The organism is Brevibacillus sp. HB1.4B, from assembly GCF_013284285.1.
In the GTDB taxonomy this organism is placed as follows: Bacteria; Bacillota; Bacilli; order Brevibacillales; family Brevibacillaceae; genus Brevibacillus; species Brevibacillus porteri.
The window spans coordinates 38,594-55,938 of record NZ_JABSUT010000012.1 but is presented as its reverse complement, the minus strand read 5'-3'; the positions used below and the strand labels follow the sequence as shown (position 1 = coordinate 55,938).

Sequence of the window (17,345 nt, the reverse complement as noted above, 5' to 3'; positions counted from 1 at the left end):
TGAATTGGGGTTTCTTTGCTATTTATTCAGGACTTTCTCATTGATGCCATTGCTGACGCCAGCGTTTTCCATTTTCAGCTGGCGGCGCTTGGTGACAATTTTCTTCACCCATAATCCGACCAAGATGAGCGGCACCATGATGAGGAATATATAGAGAGAAACGTTATGGACCATATTTTCCGCCATTTTACCGTAAAAATAAAACAAAAATCCGACTGCGTAAAATTTGACTGCCCGTCCAATTGCCGCATACCCAAGCAATTTCCACAACGGGAATTTCAAGCAACCTGACATGATTGTAAATACTTTAAACGGAATCGGTGTAAATGAACCGATGAAGATCGCGACTTCGCCCTTCTTTTGAAACATCGCTGTGGCAGAATCAATCCATTCCTTCTTGAGGATTTTGTACAGAACGGATTTGCCTAGGACTTTACCGATAAAATAACCAACGGGTGTCCCTAAGAGACAAGCGACATAGCCTACCGTTGCAATCCACAATGCCTGCGAAGGATCTACGAGACTGAGTGGCACTTGAAGAAAGAAGGCAGGAACGGGAAAGATGACTGCGTCTGCAAAAGAATGGATGAACATTCCCAAATAGCCGTATTCCATTAAGAAATCTAAAATGTTCTGAAACATCTATTTCTCCTTTGTCATTCTATCGTTAACTGCCAGTCATCAACTTTGGAGGCCTTTTTGCGCTTTGTCGGAATATTCAGCGTCACGCCGAGTAAGCCCAACAAAATACATGTGTCTAGATGCGATTCTACTTCAAACTGGCCGACTATGGAACGAATTTTTTTGAATTGGGATTCACTTACTATACAACGATATACCGCATTTGATGCATTTTAAAACCATTTTCTCTGCATATTTTCTTTTGCAAAGCCGCCATCATTCTGCTAAAACCATATTCCTGTATTTGTAATACGTTGTAGATCGTTAATAGGTTACGTACCAATCAATTCACATCCGCCTGTGTGCTATGGATCAACTCAACAGCTCTATTATGGAGATTTTTTGGTTGTCCAAAAAACGCACCCTCGTCGGATTTTATCTGCGACTTAAGGCGGAGAGGTTAACGGTGCATGCGGCGTAACACATCCATCAACACCTCAATCCCTTGCTCAATCACTGCTTCCTTGGCATAGGACACATTCAGCTTCAAAATATTTTCTTGCGGAAAGCCCACCAAGTAATTTTTGTCAGTAGCATCCACAAGAATGGAGTACTTTTTTAGCTGGTTGATAACAGCAGGGACCGGGATGGCATCGTTCAAAACAATGTGCGTATGAATCCCCGGATACGCAAAGGGCTGAAAGGTGAATAGATGCTCTTCATTCGTCGCAAAATGGTTCAAGGACGCCATTAGCAGGTTGGATCGCCGTTGATAGGAACTGCGAATTTTTTGCTTGTGACGCTCGAACATTCCGCTTTTTAGGTAAATTTCCAACGCAGCTTGAGATAGCATGGAGCTGTCGATATCCATGAGTCGCTTGTGCTGGTTAAAGGAATCCTTTAGCGCGTCAGGTATAACGGCCACACCCAAACGCAACCCAGGAAAAATAATTTTGGAATAGCTTTTTAAATAGATGGTGCGAGAAAAGCGATCATAGGTAAAGAGGGGATCAGCTTTGCTGTCATGCTCAAGGTCTGCCATGTAATCGTCTTCTACGATATAGACGTCGTACTGTTGGGCAAGCTCCACAATGCGCTGTTTATCCTTTCGACTGTACGTCGTACCGAGCGGACTATGGTAGCGAGGCATCGTATAGAAAAACTTGATCTCTCCCGTTCGGAAAATAGACTCCAGCTCTTCTAAATCGATTCCTTGGGCAGTGCGCTTGATCCCGACGACAGGATGCTTGCGTACTTGCAAACTTTCAATGAAAAGATGGTAGCTGGGCTGCTCAATCAGAATCGTTTCCTTGCCATTTGGAAAAGGCAGACTGCACAGCAAGGATAGCGCTTGTTGGACACCGGAGGTAATGAAAATATTACCCGGGTCCGTAAAAACCTGATGGTTCCCAAGCAGCCTGGCGATGACGGCAATGAGCGATGGCAAGCCTTGTGTGGTTCCATATATGAAAAGATCGTTTTTATAGGTTTCAATCGCTTTATTGATGCAGTGTTGAAAGTCGACATAAGGAAAGAGGTCAGGATCGGGAGCAGAGGTCGCAAAATCGATCACCGACGTATCTGCAGGTTGGATCTTTCTTTGTTTTTTCACGACGTAGTAGCCGCTTCGGTCGACCGAGTAGATGAGGTGACGCTTTTCGAGCTCATCCAAAGTGCGGATTACAGTGCTCTTGCTGCATTGGTAGCGAGAGGCGAGCTCCCGAATAGAGGGAAGCCGGTCTCCGTCTCGATAGGAGAGGCTTTCAATCAACGTTTCGAGTTCATTTTGTAGCTGCAAATATTTGTGCATCCAAAAAACATTCCCTTACCGCTGGATTTGTATCGGTACAGTTACTCCTTTTTTGCATTGTAGCACGATTGATCCCCCATTACTATTAACTAAGACGGCCGTCTGTAAAAAGTCCCCAGTAGGAGAGATACATACGATGAAAGACCAACAAAAAGCGATTCTTGCGGCATTACTGAATGCAGGGATTACCGGCTTGTCGTTTTTGTTTCTGAAAATGGCACTCGCTGTAACCAGCCCGGTTGATACTTTGGCGCACCGTTTTACCGTGGCATTTATCGCTGCATCTATACCGATCGTGTTTGGGTGGATCAAGCTGTCCATCAAACCAAAAGACATGCTCACGATTATACCGCTCGCCATGCTGTATCCCATTCTGTTCTTTACCCTTCAGGCGTTTGGACTGGTGTATACCACTTCGTCTGAAGCAGGGATTATTCAAGCAACCGTTCCGATTTTTACTATGATCCTGGCGGCATTCTTTTTGGGGGAGTCTTCTACGTGGCTGCAAAAGCTATCCACGCTTTTATCCGTAGGAGGTGTCGTGTACATTTTTGCAATGAAGGGGCTCGGTGTCAGCTCAGGCTCAGGGAGCAGTATCGGTACCATTCTCATCCTGTTATCCGCGTTTTCTTTGGCGGGGTATAGTGTTCTGGCGAGGAAAATGACTAAGTCCTTTCATTATATAGACATGACATATATGGTGGCGTTACTCGGATTTTTGTTTTTTAACGGCTGGTCAGTCATTCGCCATAGTGCAGAGGGGACTTTGTCGACGTATTTTGCCCCTTTCGCCAGCTCATCGTTTATCATCTCCATTGTATTTTTGGGGATACTGTCCTCGCTCATGACGTCTTTTATGACCAACTTTGCCTTGTCCAAGATGGAAGCATCCAAACTCAGCGTGTTTAACAATTTGTCTACGTTGGTTACCATCGTGGCAGGCGTCATCTTTTTGCAGGAACAACTGGCATACTACCATCTTATTGGCGCGGTGATGATTGTTATCGGGGTGATTGGGACGAATTTCCTAGGGGCAAAAGCGAAGAACCAGAATCGCACGCCTCAACCAAAATCCACTTCTGTGTGAGAAAATAAAATGGATACGCAACAGAGCGAATGTTTATTCATTGGCTCTGTTTGTTTTTGTGGAGGAATCTCTCATCCTTGCTAGTCGCAAAAAAATCATTCTAGACTTGGTGAAACTGTTTACAAATCGTATCATACACGATATAGTTACCTAGATTGTGAGTATAATGACATATGGTGAGATGACGGAATGAAAAAAATTATACATCTGGATTCGATTGAAAAGAGATTTGCAGATACTGTCGTCGTCCCCTCTTTTTCTCTCTCCATTGAAGAAGGGGAGTTTTTGACGTTACTCGGCCCAAGTGGCTGTGGGAAAACGACACTGCTTCGAATGATTGCTGGCTTTGAGCAGCCAACGACTGGGGAAATTTTCCTGGACGAAAAACCACTCAGCCATGTGCCGCCGTATCAGCGCGATATGAACATGGTGTTCCAGCAATATGCTTTGTTTCCACACATGACAGTGGAGCAAAACATCCTGTTTGGTTTGAAAATGAAAAAAGTCAAAGCAGCTGAACAACAAAAGCGTTTGGAGGAAGTACTTCAGTACGTCCAACTGACAGAATTGCGGAAGCGCACGCCAAAGCAGCTGTCTGGTGGACAACAGCAACGCGTAGCAATCGCACGTGCGATTATTAACAACCCACGTGTTCTGCTTCTGGACGAGCCTCTAGGTGCTTTGGACTACCAATTGCGAAAAAGCTTGCAGCTTGAACTGAAAAACTTGCAGAAAAACTTGGGAATAACGTTCATTTACGTCACACATGACCAAGAAGAAGCGATGGCGATGTCCGATCGAATCGCGGTTATGAACAAGGGACGAATTGAACAGATTGCTTCTCCAGCAGAGATTTACAACTCCCCGCAAACCTTGTTTGTGGCTACCTTTATTGGGGAAAACAACATTTTCCGGGAAAACGGAACGAATGCAGCCGTACGTCCAGAAAAGATCAAGTTGTACCCGATTGACTCCGACAAGGATAAACACAAGAAGCTGGGCACCATTGCTGACGCGGTGTTCCTCGGCAATTTGCGCAAGGTATTTATCCGCCTCGAGGGGCAGGATATGACCGTAATGGCACACCAGTACGCAGGTGACGGTCTGGACTGGCAGGTGGGAGATCAAGTGGCCATTGGCTGGGCACAGACGGACGAGGTGATTCTTCCTTGTTAAACAAGAAGCCGGTAAAACTGCTCGCGCTTCCCGCCCTTTTGTGGATGGGTGCGCTTTTCGTCCTGCCTATGCTTATGATCGCCGTACTGTCTTTCCTCAAAAGAGGCACGTACGGGCAAGTTGTCTATGAATTTACGTTGAACAATTACATCCGTATTTTCGATCCGCTGTATGGCCAAATTTTTTGGGATACGCTGGTTGTAGCGGTTTTAACAACGGTATTTTCGATTTTGTGCGGCTATCCGTTAGCGTATTACATTTCACGACTGGAAAAATCGACTCAGCAAATATGGCTTTTGCTCGTGATGATTCCGTTTTGGATCAACTTCTTGGTCCGTTCCTATGCGTGGGTAATCATCCTGCGTTCGCAAGGCGTAATCAATACGTTCCTGCAATCGCTGGGCATTATTTCGGAGCCGTTGCCTCTTCTGTACAATTCGGGTTCTGTCCTGCTCGGGATGGTGTACACACTCATGCCATTCATGGTCCTGCCGATTTATGTGTCACTGGAGCAGATGGATCGTCGTAAGCTGGAAGCAGCGTATGATTTGGGCGCAACACCTTGGAAAGCTTTTTGGCACGTGACTCTGCCGATGACCAAGACAGGTGTCGTCACTGGATCGATCCTCGTATTTGTTTCTTCCATCGGGATGTTCGTCGTTCCGGATGTCATGGGAGGAGCGAAATCGGCTCTGATCGGAAACGTCATTCAAAATCAATTTCTGTCTGCGCGTGACTGGCCGTTTGGTTCTGCCTTGTCCATCGTGCTGATGCTATTGTCCATGCTGTTGATTCTTCTTTATTTCCGCGCTACCAAAGCGAGCGAGACGAAGGAGGAATCAGCATGAAAACATTACGTCGAAACGCACTATCTGGATACTCGTGGCTGATGCTGGTCTTTTTGTATCTGCCAATCTTGATCCTTGTCCTTTATTCGTTCAATGATTCACGGATCAATGCTACGTGGACTGGTTTTACGTGGAAATGGTACGTTTCTTTGTTTGAAAACAGGCAGGTCATGCAAGCGCTGATGAACAGTATGACGATCGGGGTTATCAGCAGCGTCATCGCAACGGTTTTGGGTACGGCTGCCGCTCTGGCGGTCAAGCATTATTCGATTCGTTGGAGCAACATCTTCAACGGGCTGATGTACTTGCCGATTGTCATCCCTGAGATCATGATGGGATTGGCTATGCTCGTGCTGTTTAGCCAGGTACAGATGGAGCTGGGGAAAGTGACCCTGATCCTGGCGCATGTTACGTTTAGCATGCCGTATGTGATGGTCATTATCTCAGGACGTTTGGCTGATATGGGCAAAGAACTGGAAGAAGCGTCTCAAGATTTGGGAGCAACTCCATGGGAGACATTGCGCTATGTGACGCTGCCTCTGATCATGCCAGGGATCATCGCAGGCTTCCTGATGGCGTTTACCCTGTCGCTGGACGATTTCATTATTTCGTTCTTCGTGGCTGGTCCGAATTCGACCACATTGCCACTCTACATTTATGGGTTGGTAAAACGAGGTGTCTCGCCAGAAGTGAATGCACTCTCGACACTTTTGATCGTGAGTACTGTGCTGTTGGTTGTGGTGGCAGAGATTTTCCGCCGTAAAGATTCGAAAAATAATCAATCCATCTTTTAGATCCATCATGGAGTTTTCATAAAAGCAATCCCATAACTGATTTGGAGGTTGAGAGGAAAAAATGAAACGTTTCAAGTCCTTGATGATCGGCGCTTTGACCGCCGCACTTGCGGTGACTGCTGTAGGCTGCTCATCGTCATCTGAGCAAGAACAACAAGTATTGAATATTTATAGCTGGGCAGACAACTTCGACCAAGACGTCATCAAAGATTTTGAGCAAAAATTCAACGTCAAGGTTAACTATGATGTATACGGCAGCAACGAAGAAATGCTGGCAAAAGTTCAAGCAGGTGCATCCGGCTACGACTTGATTCAACCTTCCGATTACATGGTAGGCACGATGATTCAGCTGGGCCTCCTGGAAGAGTTGAACAAAGCCAACATCCCGAACATGGGCAATATTGTGTCTACGTTCAAGACACCTCCTTATGACAAAGAAAACAAGTATTCACTCGTATATACATGGGGAATTACCGGGATCGCTTACAACAAGAAATATGTAAAAGAAACCCCGACAAGCTGGAACGATCTGTGGAATGAAGCTTACAAGGGCCGTGTCATCATGCTGAACGACCCGCGTGAGGTTATGGGAATGGCACTGATCAAGAATGGCTTCTCCAATAGCACGACGAACAAAGAGGAACTGGAAAAGTCCTTTGCTGATTTGAAAAAGGTAGTACCGAATGTTGTTGCCTTTGATACAGACAACATCAAGCAAAAGATGATTGCTGAGGAAGCATGGATTGGAACGGTTTGGTCCGGTGACGCCGCTTTCATTCACGCACAAAATCCAGATGTTGAGTACGTCATCCCGAAAGAGGGCGCAACGATCTGGGCAGACACGCTGGCAATTCCAAAAGGCGCTAAGAACAAGGAAATGGCTGAGAAGTTTATCAACTACCTGATGGACCCAGAGGTCAGTGTGAAAAACTACGAGTCGATTGGCTACAGCAACCCGAACGAAAAAGCATACCCACTGCACAGTGAAGAATATCGTTCCAATAAAATGGTCTTCCTGGATACAGCGGATATTGCCCGTGCAGAGTGGCTGGTGGATGTAGGAGAAACCTTGCAGCAATACGACCGCTACTGGACTGAAATGAAGAGCGGCAGATAAATAGTGGTGAACGAACCGAGATGGAGTTTTTCCGTCTCGGTTTTTTGTGTTCATTTTGTCTGGGAGCTTACTCTTCGGCTGGAAAGGGGAATAGAGCGAGGGCATTGGAAAAATAATAAGGGGACACCATATATTGGGGTAAAGATAAGATGACAACTAACTTGATTACTGAATCCGTTAGCGAGACGCAAGAAAGATTATGGGATCACATGCGAAATCCGCGATTGGTGTTTCGTAACCTTTCTTGTGGAACCAATAGCTTGTTGCTAGCCTACCTCCCCTATCTAGTGGATACGGTAATTCTCCAGCAGGTGTTGCTTCCCTATTTCGAAAGATTACCTGACGAGAAGATCGTTCCTGATACGATTTTGGGGAATGTTCCTGTTGCTCATGTCACCCAAACCATGGATTACAGACAAATCAGCGATTATCTCGTGAGGGGATGGATTTACCTTCAAATAGAAGGAACGGCGTGCGGGATTCTTCTCTACGTAGCAAGAATACCGAGTCGTTCTTTGGGAGAGGCTCAGGTCGAAACCCAAATTTTCGGTCCACAGGTTTCTTTTACGGAAGCCTTGGAAACCAACTTAGGGGTTCTACAGGGATATCTGTCGACTGATTTGCTTACCAACGTATCCATTACGATTGGGAAACGTAGCATGACGAATATGGAAATATGTTACATGGAGGAACTGGCTGCTCCTGAAAATGTGCAAACCGTCATTCAGCGTATAAGCGATCTAGATATAGACGGCGTGATTGACAGCGGAAAATTGGTTCAACTAATTGATGACAATACGTTTTCTATTTTTCCGCAGCTAATCCTAACAGAACGACCTGACCATGTAAGTGAAGCCCTGTTGGAAGGAAAGGTTGTCGTGTTTGTGGAGGGGAGCCCGTTTGCTATCGTCGGTCCCAGTTCCTTCGTTGACTTTTTCAAGGCCAATGAAGATCTCTATATTCGATGGCAAATGGCTTCTTTCATTCGATTGTTACGTTTCTCGGCCCTTTTTGTCTCTTTGTTTTTTACAGCTACTTATGTGGCTGCACTTACGTTTCACTATGAAATGATTCCATCTGCTCTCCTTGTATCGCTAGTAAAGTCTCGTTCCAAGGTGCCTTTTCCCCCGTTGTTTGAAGCTTTGCTGCTTGAGATGATTATTGAATTCTTGCGGGAGGCTGGAGCAAGACTTCCTTTCAAAGTTGGGCAAACGATAGGGATCGTCGGCGGTATCGTAATTGGACAGGCAGCCGTTGCAGCGGGTTTTACCAGTAACATCTTGATCATGATTGTGGCACTCAGTGCATTAGCTTCGTTTACTTTTCCTTCCTACATGATGAGTACGGCAGTACGCATCCTCCGCTTTCCGATTATCCTGTTAGCTGGAATTTGGGGAGGGTTTGGTATTATGCTTGGCGCGTCTTTTCTATTGATACACATCCTACGTCAATCAAGTCTGGGACGTCCGTTTTTTCTCCCGTTTTTTCCTTTTCGCTTGCAGGATTTTAAAAACAGTCTGATCCGGTTTCCTTTTGACTCTCTCGGCAAGCGTCCGGTTATGACACGTTCTCCTGACGATACCCGTGTGCCTGATGAAGTAGGGAAAAAAAGACCAGTTCAGTAGGTTAGGTGTTGAATGTGAATGTCACTATCCACTTTTCGGCGGAATAGCCATATGGCTATCAGCGTATCGCTTGCGCTATTTATGGTTCATGGCAATCAGGTTGGAATCGGCATAGCGGGCGTACAACGGTTTATTTATGATAGGGTGCAACAAGACGCTTGGATTGCGGTCATAATAGCAGGCATTATGACCCATATAGCAGCGTGGTTCATGCTAAAAATCCTAGCGAAATTCAAAGACATGGATTTGTATGACATTCATCAAAGTGTATTTGGAAAATGGCCAGCTCGCATTCTCAATTTCATCTTTATCATATATATCATGGGTTCTGCCTTAACGATCTTGAGAGGGTACATCGAGATTATTCAGTCATGGATGTTTCCAGAAGTGCCTTCTTGGATATTAAATGCCTCCTTGCTTTGCCTGACCATTTATGGAGTGACGGGTGGCATTCGGGTGTTGGCTGGCATTAGCTTTTTTTCTGTTGGATTGACGATTTTGCAGCTGTTGCTCATGGCTTATCCCTTGCAATACGCTGATTTTCATTTATTGCAGCCAGTATTTCATCATGACATTGGACAGTTGTTGGACGGTGCGAAGAAGATGTCTTTTTCCACTATCGGATTTGAGATTATTTTGTTCATCTATCCTTTTGTGAAGGAAAAGAAAATACTACCGTGGTATGTACATGGTGGGTTGTTTATGACTACCTGCTTGTATGTTGTCGTCATGCTGGTTACACTCTTGTACTTTCAAGGCGAACAGCTTCAGCATCTTATCTGGGCAACGTTCATGATGATGAAAATTGTAGAGTTTCCGTTTTTGGAGCGTTTTGAGTTTGTCTCCATTTCACTGTGGATGCTCGTCATGCTGGATAATTTGCTGATGGACTTGTGGATAGCCATGCGGGGGGTTCACCATATTAGTGGGGTCAAGGAAAGAATGGCCCTTTTCGGGATTGTTGGTGTCATGTTTTTTGCTAGCAACTTTTTGGAAACACGCCAGTCGATTAATCTCATCACGGATATTTTCGGTGGAGTAGGTTTCTATATCATTTTTATTTATCCTATCGTGCTTTATGTAGTGATTCGGCTGTTTCGGAAAGGAGCAGTCCGGACATGAAAAGGTTACGTTTGCTTGTTCACTATTTATTAGTGGTCGTGTTATTGAACGGCTGTGGGGAACAACATGTATTAGAAAAGTTGGGACTGGCGGTTGCAGTGGGGTACGATCTTAGTAAAGACGGAAAGCTGTTAGGTACCACGGTATTTTATCAAATTGATCCGGAGGCACGTGAGTTGGTTACTGTGATTTCTGGCACAGCGCATACAAGCAAAGGACTTACCGTTGCACAGAACAGGGAGTCTTCCAAAAAAATTGTAGGCGGTCAAATTCGCGTTGTGGTCTATCATGATGAGCTAGCGCGTAAAGGGATCCTTTCTCTTGTGGAAAACTTAACGCGTGATGCCTCCATTGGAAGCAATGTCTATTTAACTGTAGCCAAAGGGCGAGCTTATGATATTTTGACACATCGCTATCCCGAGAACAGCAACATTGGAATTTACCTCTATCAAGCCATACGACAGAACGTCGATGGAGAGAATATGATCTCCTCGAAACTTCATGAGTTTATGAAAGATTTTTATGCAATCGGGAAAGATCCTGTGATGCCTTATATCGAAAGAGTAAAGAATGAATTGCATATTAATCAAATTGGTCTGTTTCGAGATGATCGATTGGTGGCAGAGATTACAACAAGGGAGGGATTTTTCCTCAAGGTATTACGTGAGCGTTACAATAAGGGAGAATTGGAAATAAACATTTCCCTCGATAAAAAGCGTATTTTTACTGTCATTGAACATATCTCAAGCAAAAAGCAAATGAAAGTGCTGGATTTGGAGAAACCAAGATTTTCTGTGAAAGTCAAGATGACAGCGCAGATTCAGGAAATGGCTGAAAAAATTGATTTATCAAAGCCTGAGCAATTGAAAAAGGTACAAAAAGCAATCGAACTGGCAGTGAAAAAAGAGACGGAACATTTACTGGAAAAGTTAAGAAAATACGACGTAGATCCGGTAGGATTTGGGGAAATCTACAATATAGCCAGTCAAAAGAGCGGGAAAAAGAAATTGAGTAAAGATGAATGTCGGGAAATCATCAAAAGGGCGAAATATGATGTAGATGTCGAGATCAAGATTTTACGTACAGGCGTCATTGGGTAATCGAAACAAAAATAAATAGACAAGCAACAATCCGGGGTGAGATAGTGTGGGAGAGTTGAGAAAAAATGGAAAACAGGCAGGCTGTACAAACAGGACCGTTTGAAAAGGCATGGATCGGAGAGATTTTCCGCTCATGCCTTTTTTTGTTTTCAACACTTTGCCACATCAGATAGCCCGATGGAGCCATATAGATTCTCGTAGTATTTTGATAGGATTAAGGACGAAATAAGGAAGCAGGTGATAGGGTGACATATAACATCAGACATTATGCGGTTGTGTTTTTGCTCGCCTTCTTACTTGTACTGACAACGGGTATGACGACTGCTTACGCCCATGCTGGGTTGATGAGCAGCTCACCGCAAGATGGTGAGGTACTGAAGGCGAATCCGGGACAATTTTCTGCGCGGTTTACCGAAACATTGGAGCCAGACCTCGTTACCGTTCGTCTATTTGACTGGGACGGCAAGGAAATAAAAGTAGAGCGGCCGACATTGCAGCCGGGTGATGCCTCGCAGTTAAATGCGAATCTGCCGAGCGATTTGGCTGAAGGGACGTATTCGGTTATCGTGTCGGTCGTTTCCGAGGATGGACATCCAATTGAAGAGAAGCTCACGTTTTCCATCGGACAAAAAAGTGCGGTCGTGGTTCCGCCAAGTGAGCAAAAAGCAGATTCAAGCTACTTGATCATGTACCGCTATTTAGCGCAAGGGATTATTCTCGTAGGTGGCGGCTTGTATCTAGTAGCGTGGGCAGCTCAGCGTCATGGCTTGCCTTCGCTTGCCCAGCTCATCGGGATTGGCAGACAAATCGGATGGAGTTTGGCGATAATCGGACTTATATTTTTGTGGTTCTTGTATGACGAAGCGTTAACGGCTGTATCACTTACGCAAGCACTGTGGCAGATGGACGGGAACTTGCTCAGTCAGTCTCCGTTTGCGATCATGCTACTGGTGTCCTTTGCATTACTGCTATTGATGGCGATCCCCAATATGGTGTCTGGCTGGTATGTGGGAATCTGGATTCTCGTGATCAGCGCACAAGCTTTTGGTGGTCATGCATGGGGCATTGCTCCTGTCTGGCTGTCCATTTTGCTGAGACTGTTGCATGTATTGACGGTCGCCGTGTGGATGGGGGCACTTGTCTACTTGCTACTAACAGTCAAGGTAGCTGAAAGAGGACAGGAGTCGTTCAAGAGGTTCTTTTTGCAGACAGTTGCTGTGGCGGCAGTGCTTGCTGTTGTGACGGGTGTTGTCATGCTCATCGTGCAGACGGATGTCATGAGTATTTTCCAGAGTACAACGGCATGGAGCTATCTATTATATGGAAAAATAGCAAGTGTCTCCCTCATGCTTCTTCTAGCCTTTAGGCAAACAAGACGTTGGCGGACGAAAAATGCCTTGCAGCCGGCTTACTTGCGTTGGGAAATAATATTCGGGATTATCGCTGTTCTGGCTGGACTTTGGATGAGTCAGATAAACTACCCGACTGCGACGACAAATAATCAGGCCGTGATTCAAAATGATACAAACTAGGGAGGATTTCATACGATGAAAATGACAAAATGGATGAGCAGTGTACTGGTAGCAGGTGCAGTTTTGACATTGGCGACAGCAGCACAAGCACATGTGAACGTATATCCGAAAGAGACTACTACAGGCTCCTATGAAAAATACTCAGTGCGTGTCCCAGTAGAAAAAGACGTCAATACGACAAAAGTGAAGCTGGAATTCCCGGCAGGTGTGAAGGTAAATACTGTACAACCGATTCCGGGCTGGACCTACGAGTTCGAAAAAGATAAAGACGGTGTGAACACAGCGCTTGTGTGGACAGCAACAGAAGGCGGAATCAAGGCGCATGAGTTCCAAGAGTTCACGTTTGTAGGGGCAAACCCGAAAGAAGAGGGCCAATTGGCTTGGAAGGCTTATCAGACCTATGCAAATGGCGAGGTTGTGGAATGGACAGGGGACAAGGATTCCAAAACGCCAGCGTCTGTCACTACCATTAAGGCTGGTGTAGGCGAAGCAGGGCATGAGCATGGACAAGAACAAAAGCCAGCAACCGCTCCTGCCGGAGAAGTGGCTGGTGCAGGCAACAATAATACCTTGCCATTGGTACTTTCTGGTTTGGCGTTGCTGATTTCCATCGTTGGTCTGTTTAGAAAAAAAGCGTAAGTACTTCATAATCAAGCTGTGCAGTGTGTCCAATCATGCTGCACAGCTTTTTTCCATTGTATGACAATTAAAATCATTCTATAATAGCTGTAATTACTTTCGGAGGTGCATATCACATGTTAAAAACACTATTCAGAGCAAGCAAGTACACAGAAGGAAAAATAGGAACGGCAGCATGACGCGTACGCATTTTGCACAGTAGAGGATTGTAGAGTAACAATCAGTATGTGAAAACGGAACGCGTCATCTGCCTAAAAAAGGTGGATTCTGCTTCCATGTCTATGAATGCGACAAAAGTATATACGATCAAAAGCTTTTTGACTTCCCTGGCCAATACGACCATGTTCACGACCTATGCGCTTTACTACATCGTGACACTGGGTTTTAACCCGTTTGAATTGCTTTTGATCGGGACGGTATTGGAGTTATCCGTGTTGGTGTTTGAAGGGATAACAGGAGTAGTTGCGGATACGTACAGTCGCCGTCGCTCCGTCATTATCGGGATGTTTTTGCTGGGAATCGGATTTGCAATGCAGGGGATTGTTCCCACGCTTGATGCTTGGGTACCGTTTATTTCTGTCTTCGGCTTGGTGCTGTTTTCGCAAGTCGTCAGTGGTCTCGGGTATACGTTTATCAGTGGAGCGGATACTGCATGGATTGTGGATGAGGTCGGAGAAGAGAAGATCGGTACGATTTTCATGAAGGCCAAGCGCTACTCCTTGTTTGGGAATCTGCTCGGGATTGCACTTAGTGTGGCATTGGCAACACTCGCTCCCAACTTGCCTTACCTCATAGGTGGCCTCATGTATCTGGGGCTTGGTGTCTTTCTGATTCTGTTCATGAAGGAGACCGGTTTTATTCCTCGTGAGCGTGAGCAAGGTGCTTCCCACGTGAAGGAAATGATTCAGACGTGGACTTCGGGTGCCAAAGTGATTCGCAGCCAGCCGATTCTGATGTTGATCTTGTTCGTGACGCTGTTTACGGGTGCAGCTTCTGAAGGGTATGATCGTTTGTGGGAAGCGCATTTGATCGCAGAAATTGGCTTTCCAGAGCTGGCTGCTATTTCGATGCCAATGTGGTTCGGGATCATTGCCGCACTCGCAAGCTTACTCGGCCTCATCGTCGTAGGCGTTGTGGAAAAAAGGCTGGATGTGAACAATGAGCGGGTTGTCCTTGTGGGCATGTTCACGTTGACGGGTCTCAAAATTGCAGCGATGATTGCTTTTGCCTTTTCCCCTAGCTTTAGCTGGGCGTTAGTAGCGTTGCTGTTGATCGGTGTGATCCAATCATTAAGCAGTCCGCTGTATGATACGTGGCTGAATCTGAACATTGAGAGCAGTGTGCGAGCGACGGTTTTGTCGATGATGGGCCAGTCCAATGCTTTGGGACAAACGGCAGGTGGTCCGGCTGTCGGATGGATCGGGACCCGGTTTTCGATTCGCGCTTCGTTGGTTGCGGCGGCCATCTTGTTGGCACCGATTCTAATTGTGTTCGGACGTGCGCTTAGAAGGCGCTGAGTTGTAACAAGCATAAGGCATGTGTCCATTTTTAGGGCGCATGCTTTTTTGTTGAGGGAATAGTTGGGTGTTGAAAACAAACTTGCGAACGAATGTTCTCTTTTGGTATGATGATCTCAACAACAAGAAGACACATTTTGTGGTGGTGGCAGCATGATGATTTTGGAGTTGAGAAGGTACGCGACCCGGCAGCAAGCAGTGGAGATCATCTATTTGAAGAAGAATGGAGAGGCTAGCAGGCGTACGATCCGTATTGTGCATATTGATGAGAGCAAAGGGAGCTTGAAAGCATACTGTTATAGGAGGAAGGCGTTTCGCGTGTTTGTGTTGGATAACATTTTTGCGATCGCACCTGTGTCTGGTCATTTTGCCGGATGAAAAGGAATCATCCTCCGCGCCCCCAGCCTGTTCCAGCGGTACTATGTTATACTAAATAGGTAAACAACTTCAAAAAAGAGGAAGGGCGGGGACAAATTATGGAGTTCTTCATTGTCATCGTCATCATGTTTTTGATCGTAGTATTTGTCTTGGCGTCCAAAGCTGCAAAAGGCGGAAGTGGGCGCTCTCATTCCTCTTCAGACAGTGGGGGCGGAGCCTTCTATGTCGACAGCAATCACAATCACCATCATCGAAATCACGACTCAGGCGATCGTTGGGATAGCTATGACAGCGATAGCGGAAGTGGTGGAGACAGTGGTGGTGGCGGAGATAGCGGAGGAGGCGGCGGCGGGGGAGATTGACGCTGTTGCATTTTGTTTCATTATGGTACAATAATTGGGAAATATGATTCCAAACCTGAATGATAGGTTTGCTAAAGGAGAGATGTTTTATGGTAGCCATCAAATTTGTTCAGAGTGTCGTAGTCGGGGTCACAGGAATCCTCCTTTCAAGCGAACAGTAATATCGTTCACCAAATGAGGATTCGACTGTGACTGGTTCTGGCTGATAGCCATATATTTAACCAATTGCAGGGGGAATCCGCAGTGAATCAACTAACCAATCAACAAGTATTGCAATCTATGGGCTGGAATGAGTATTTTGCTAATCATTTTGCCCCTTATGCCGAGCAAGGCTACAGTGTGGGACGTATCACACTCGAACATAAACGTATTTATCGTCTGTGGAGTGAGCATGGTGAACTCTTGGGCGAAGTAACGGGTAAGCTTCGTTATGAAGCCATCGGACGAGAAGATTTTCCGGCTGTCGGGGACTGGGTAGTGATCAGTGCCCGTCCTGAGGAAAAGAAAGCTTCCATCCACGGACTTCTTCCACGTAAGAGCAAGTTTTCCCGCAAAGTAGCTGGGGATACAGTGGAAGAGCAGATTGTGGCCGCAAACGTCGATACCGTTTTCCTTGTGAATTCCTTAAATAATGATTTAAATCTGCGCAGGATAGAACGCTATCTCATTCTTGCGTGGGAAAGTGGAGCCAATCCGGTGATTGTGCTATCCAAAGCAGATTTGTGTGACGATTTGGATGCATGTTTGGCAGAGATAGAATCAGTCGCAATCGGAGTGCCTGTTCACGTAGTCAGTGCTGAGCAGGGAGAAGGACTGGATCAGCTCGACCCTTATCTGGGCGAGGGCCAGACGATTGCCTTGATGGGTTCCTCTGGTGTTGGCAAATCCACGTTGATCAATAAATTGAGCGGAGCGGAAATGCAAAAAGTCAGTGGCGTGCGCGAAGGTGATGACCGTGGCCGCCATACGACGACCCATCGCGAACTGTTCCGATTGCCGAGTGGTGCTCTGATGATCGATACACCGGGCATGAGGGAGCTGCAGCTCTGGGAGGCAGATGAAGGCTTCCGCGGTGCCTTTGACGATATCGAGTCCATTGCGGAAACATGCCGTTTCAATGATTGTAAGCATATGCGAGAGCCTGGCTGTGCTGTTCAAGCTGCCATCCAATCTGGATCATTGGAAAAAGCACGCTTTGACAGTTACCTGAAGCTTCAACGAGAATTGGCACATCTGGCGCGCAAAGAAGACGCAAGGCTTGCAGCTGCTGAAAGGGATAAATGGAAAAAGATCAACGTTCAAATGCGGGAGAAAAAACCGAAGCGATAAACACGAGAGCCCTTGAGAAATCAAGGCTCTTTCCTTTATATGGACAAGTAAGCGCTTCCTTTTGTTTTCAAAAATTAACGCTTGCTCATAACGCGAGAGTTATGATAGATTTGGTCAATACTCGTTATTACACTTCGAAATAAATAGATATAGGTAGCTCGTATAATTTTGGGAATAAGGCCCATCCGTTTCTACCAGGTGACCGTAAATCACCTGACTACGAGTGAAAGTGCGTCTAGGGTTCCGTTTCTTTCCTATTCGAATAATAGGGTTGAAAGAAAGCTGGTC

At 45.8% G+C, this 17,345-nt stretch carries 16 protein-coding genes and 1 riboswitch; of the genes, 14 read left to right on the top strand and 2 right to left on the bottom strand.

Annotation, left to right across the window (positions count from 1 at the left end; all coding sequences use genetic code 11):
• Positions 1-18: 18 nt before the first annotated feature.
• Positions 19-642 (bottom strand): YqaA family protein, encoded by a 624-nt coding sequence (locus HP398_RS25035; protein ID WP_173623962.1) that lies wholly within the window; start codon positions 640-642, stop codon positions 19-21.
• Between the two features lie 439 nt (positions 643-1,081).
• On the bottom strand, positions 1,082-2,431 hold the full coding sequence (locus HP398_RS25030; RefSeq protein WP_173623961.1) for an aminotransferase-like domain-containing protein: 1,350 nt from the start codon (positions 2,429-2,431) through the stop codon (positions 1,082-1,084).
• Positions 2,432-2,567: 136 nt separating this feature from the next.
• On the opposite strand from HP398_RS25030, the gene HP398_RS25025 reads away from it, so the two are divergent.
• The 14 genes from HP398_RS25025 to rsgA all read left to right on the top strand — a co-directional run bounded on the left by HP398_RS25025 (position 2,568) and on the right by rsgA (position 17,057).
• Positions 2,568-3,518 carry a DMT family transporter gene (locus HP398_RS25025; RefSeq protein WP_173623960.1) on the top strand — a complete coding sequence of 317 codons (951 nt, stop codon included), beginning with the start codon at positions 2,568-2,570 and terminating at the stop codon, positions 3,516-3,518.
• 189 nt (positions 3,519-3,707) lie between these two features.
• The gene (locus HP398_RS25020) at positions 3,708-4,694 is read left to right on the top strand and encodes an ABC transporter ATP-binding protein (protein WP_017252041.1); all 987 of its coding nucleotides are present in this window, start codon (positions 3,708-3,710) and stop codon (positions 4,692-4,694) included.
• Between the two features lie 44 nt (positions 4,695-4,738).
• A complete protein-coding gene (locus HP398_RS25015) occupies positions 4,739-5,542 on the top strand; it encodes an ABC transporter permease (protein ID WP_173624058.1) in 804 nt (267 codons plus the stop codon).
• Complete coding sequence (locus tag HP398_RS25010; protein WP_017252039.1) at positions 5,539-6,336, top strand: ABC transporter permease; 798 nt, start codon at positions 5,539-5,541, stop codon at positions 6,334-6,336. Before HP398_RS25015 ends, HP398_RS25010 begins: the two co-directional genes overlap by 4 nt.
• 61 nt (positions 6,337-6,397) lie before the next feature.
• Positions 6,398-7,453 carry a polyamine ABC transporter substrate-binding protein gene (locus tag HP398_RS25005; protein ID WP_017252038.1) on the top strand — a complete coding sequence of 352 codons (1,056 nt, stop codon included), beginning with the start codon at positions 6,398-6,400 and terminating at the stop codon, positions 7,451-7,453.
• Positions 7,454-7,602: 149 nt separating this feature from the next.
• The gene (locus HP398_RS25000; protein ID WP_173623959.1) at positions 7,603-9,078 is read left to right on the top strand and encodes a spore germination protein; all 1,476 of its coding nucleotides are present in this window, start codon (positions 7,603-7,605) and stop codon (positions 9,076-9,078) included.
• A gap of 51 nt (positions 9,079-9,129) precedes the next feature.
• Positions 9,130-10,200, top strand: a complete 1,071-nt coding sequence (locus HP398_RS24995; RefSeq protein WP_254476362.1) for a GerAB/ArcD/ProY family transporter — start codon at positions 9,130-9,132, stop codon at positions 10,198-10,200.
• Positions 10,197-11,300, top strand: a complete 1,104-nt coding sequence (locus tag HP398_RS24990; RefSeq protein ID WP_017252035.1) for a Ger(x)C family spore germination protein — start codon at positions 10,197-10,199, stop codon at positions 11,298-11,300. Before HP398_RS24995 ends, HP398_RS24990 begins: the two co-directional genes overlap by 4 nt.
• A 245-nt stretch (positions 11,301-11,545) precedes the next feature.
• Positions 11,546-12,832, top strand: coding sequence for a copper resistance CopC/CopD family protein (locus HP398_RS24985; protein ID WP_173623957.1), 1,287 nt, complete (start codon positions 11,546-11,548; stop codon positions 12,830-12,832).
• Positions 12,833-12,847: 15 nt separating this feature from the next.
• Positions 12,848-13,471 carry a YcnI family copper-binding membrane protein gene (locus HP398_RS24980; RefSeq protein WP_173623956.1) on the top strand — a complete coding sequence of 208 codons (624 nt, stop codon included), beginning with the start codon at positions 12,848-12,850 and terminating at the stop codon, positions 13,469-13,471.
• Positions 13,472-13,746: 275 nt separating this feature from the next.
• Positions 13,747-14,988 (top strand): MFS transporter, encoded by a 1,242-nt coding sequence (locus tag HP398_RS24975; RefSeq protein ID WP_173623955.1) that lies wholly within the window; start codon positions 13,747-13,749, stop codon positions 14,986-14,988.
• A gap of 153 nt (positions 14,989-15,141) precedes the next feature.
• Entirely contained in the window at positions 15,142-15,366 is a 225-nt protein-coding gene (locus HP398_RS24970) for a WYL domain-containing protein (RefSeq protein WP_254476360.1), read from the top strand.
• Positions 15,367-15,464: 98 nt separating this feature from the next.
• Positions 15,465-15,728: a hypothetical protein gene (locus tag HP398_RS24965; protein ID WP_017252030.1), complete on the top strand. Its 264-nt coding sequence runs from the start codon at positions 15,465-15,467 to the stop codon at positions 15,726-15,728.
• Positions 15,729-15,971: 243 nt separating this feature from the next.
• Positions 15,972-17,057, top strand: a complete 1,086-nt coding sequence (rsgA, locus tag HP398_RS24960; RefSeq protein WP_017252029.1) for a ribosome small subunit-dependent GTPase A — start codon at positions 15,972-15,974, stop codon at positions 17,055-17,057.
• Between the two features lie 138 nt (positions 17,058-17,195).
• Positions 17,196-17,297, top strand: a riboswitch (purine riboswitch).
• Positions 17,298-17,345: the final 48 nt, after the last annotated feature.

What these genes read in the sequence shown, in the direction of transcription:
- HP398_RS25030 (WP_173623961.1), bottom strand. Translation starts at nt 2,431, where the DNA reads ATGCACAAATATTTGCAGCTACAAAATGAACTCGAAACGTTGATTGAA.
- HP398_RS24980 (WP_173623956.1), top strand. Translation starts at nt 12,848, where the DNA reads ATGAAAATGACAAAATGGATGAGCAGTGTACTGGTAGCAGGTGCAGTT.
- HP398_RS25005 (WP_017252038.1), top strand. Translation starts at nt 6,398, where the DNA reads ATGAAACGTTTCAAGTCCTTGATGATCGGCGCTTTGACCGCCGCACTT.
- HP398_RS25000 (WP_173623959.1), top strand. Translation starts at nt 7,603, where the DNA reads ATGACAACTAACTTGATTACTGAATCCGTTAGCGAGACGCAAGAAAGA.
- HP398_RS25035 (WP_173623962.1), bottom strand. Translation starts at nt 642, where the DNA reads ATGTTTCAGAACATTTTAGATTTCTTAATGGAATACGGCTATTTGGGA.
- HP398_RS24970 (WP_254476360.1), top strand. Translation starts at nt 15,142, where the DNA reads ATGATGATTTTGGAGTTGAGAAGGTACGCGACCCGGCAGCAAGCAGTG.
- HP398_RS24995 (WP_254476362.1), top strand. Translation starts at nt 9,130, where the DNA reads ATGGCTATCAGCGTATCGCTTGCGCTATTTATGGTTCATGGCAATCAG.
- HP398_RS24975 (WP_173623955.1), top strand. Translation starts at nt 13,747, where the DNA reads ATGTCTATGAATGCGACAAAAGTATATACGATCAAAAGCTTTTTGACT.
- HP398_RS25015 (WP_173624058.1), top strand. Translation starts at nt 4,739, where the DNA reads ATGGGTGCGCTTTTCGTCCTGCCTATGCTTATGATCGCCGTACTGTCT.
- HP398_RS25010 (WP_017252039.1), top strand. Translation starts at nt 5,539, where the DNA reads ATGAAAACATTACGTCGAAACGCACTATCTGGATACTCGTGGCTGATG.
- HP398_RS25020 (WP_017252041.1), top strand. Translation starts at nt 3,708, where the DNA reads ATGAAAAAAATTATACATCTGGATTCGATTGAAAAGAGATTTGCAGAT.
- HP398_RS24965 (WP_017252030.1), top strand. Translation starts at nt 15,465, where the DNA reads ATGGAGTTCTTCATTGTCATCGTCATCATGTTTTTGATCGTAGTATTT.
- HP398_RS24990 (WP_017252035.1), top strand. Translation starts at nt 10,197, where the DNA reads ATGAAAAGGTTACGTTTGCTTGTTCACTATTTATTAGTGGTCGTGTTA.
- HP398_RS25025 (WP_173623960.1), top strand. Translation starts at nt 2,568, where the DNA reads ATGAAAGACCAACAAAAAGCGATTCTTGCGGCATTACTGAATGCAGGG.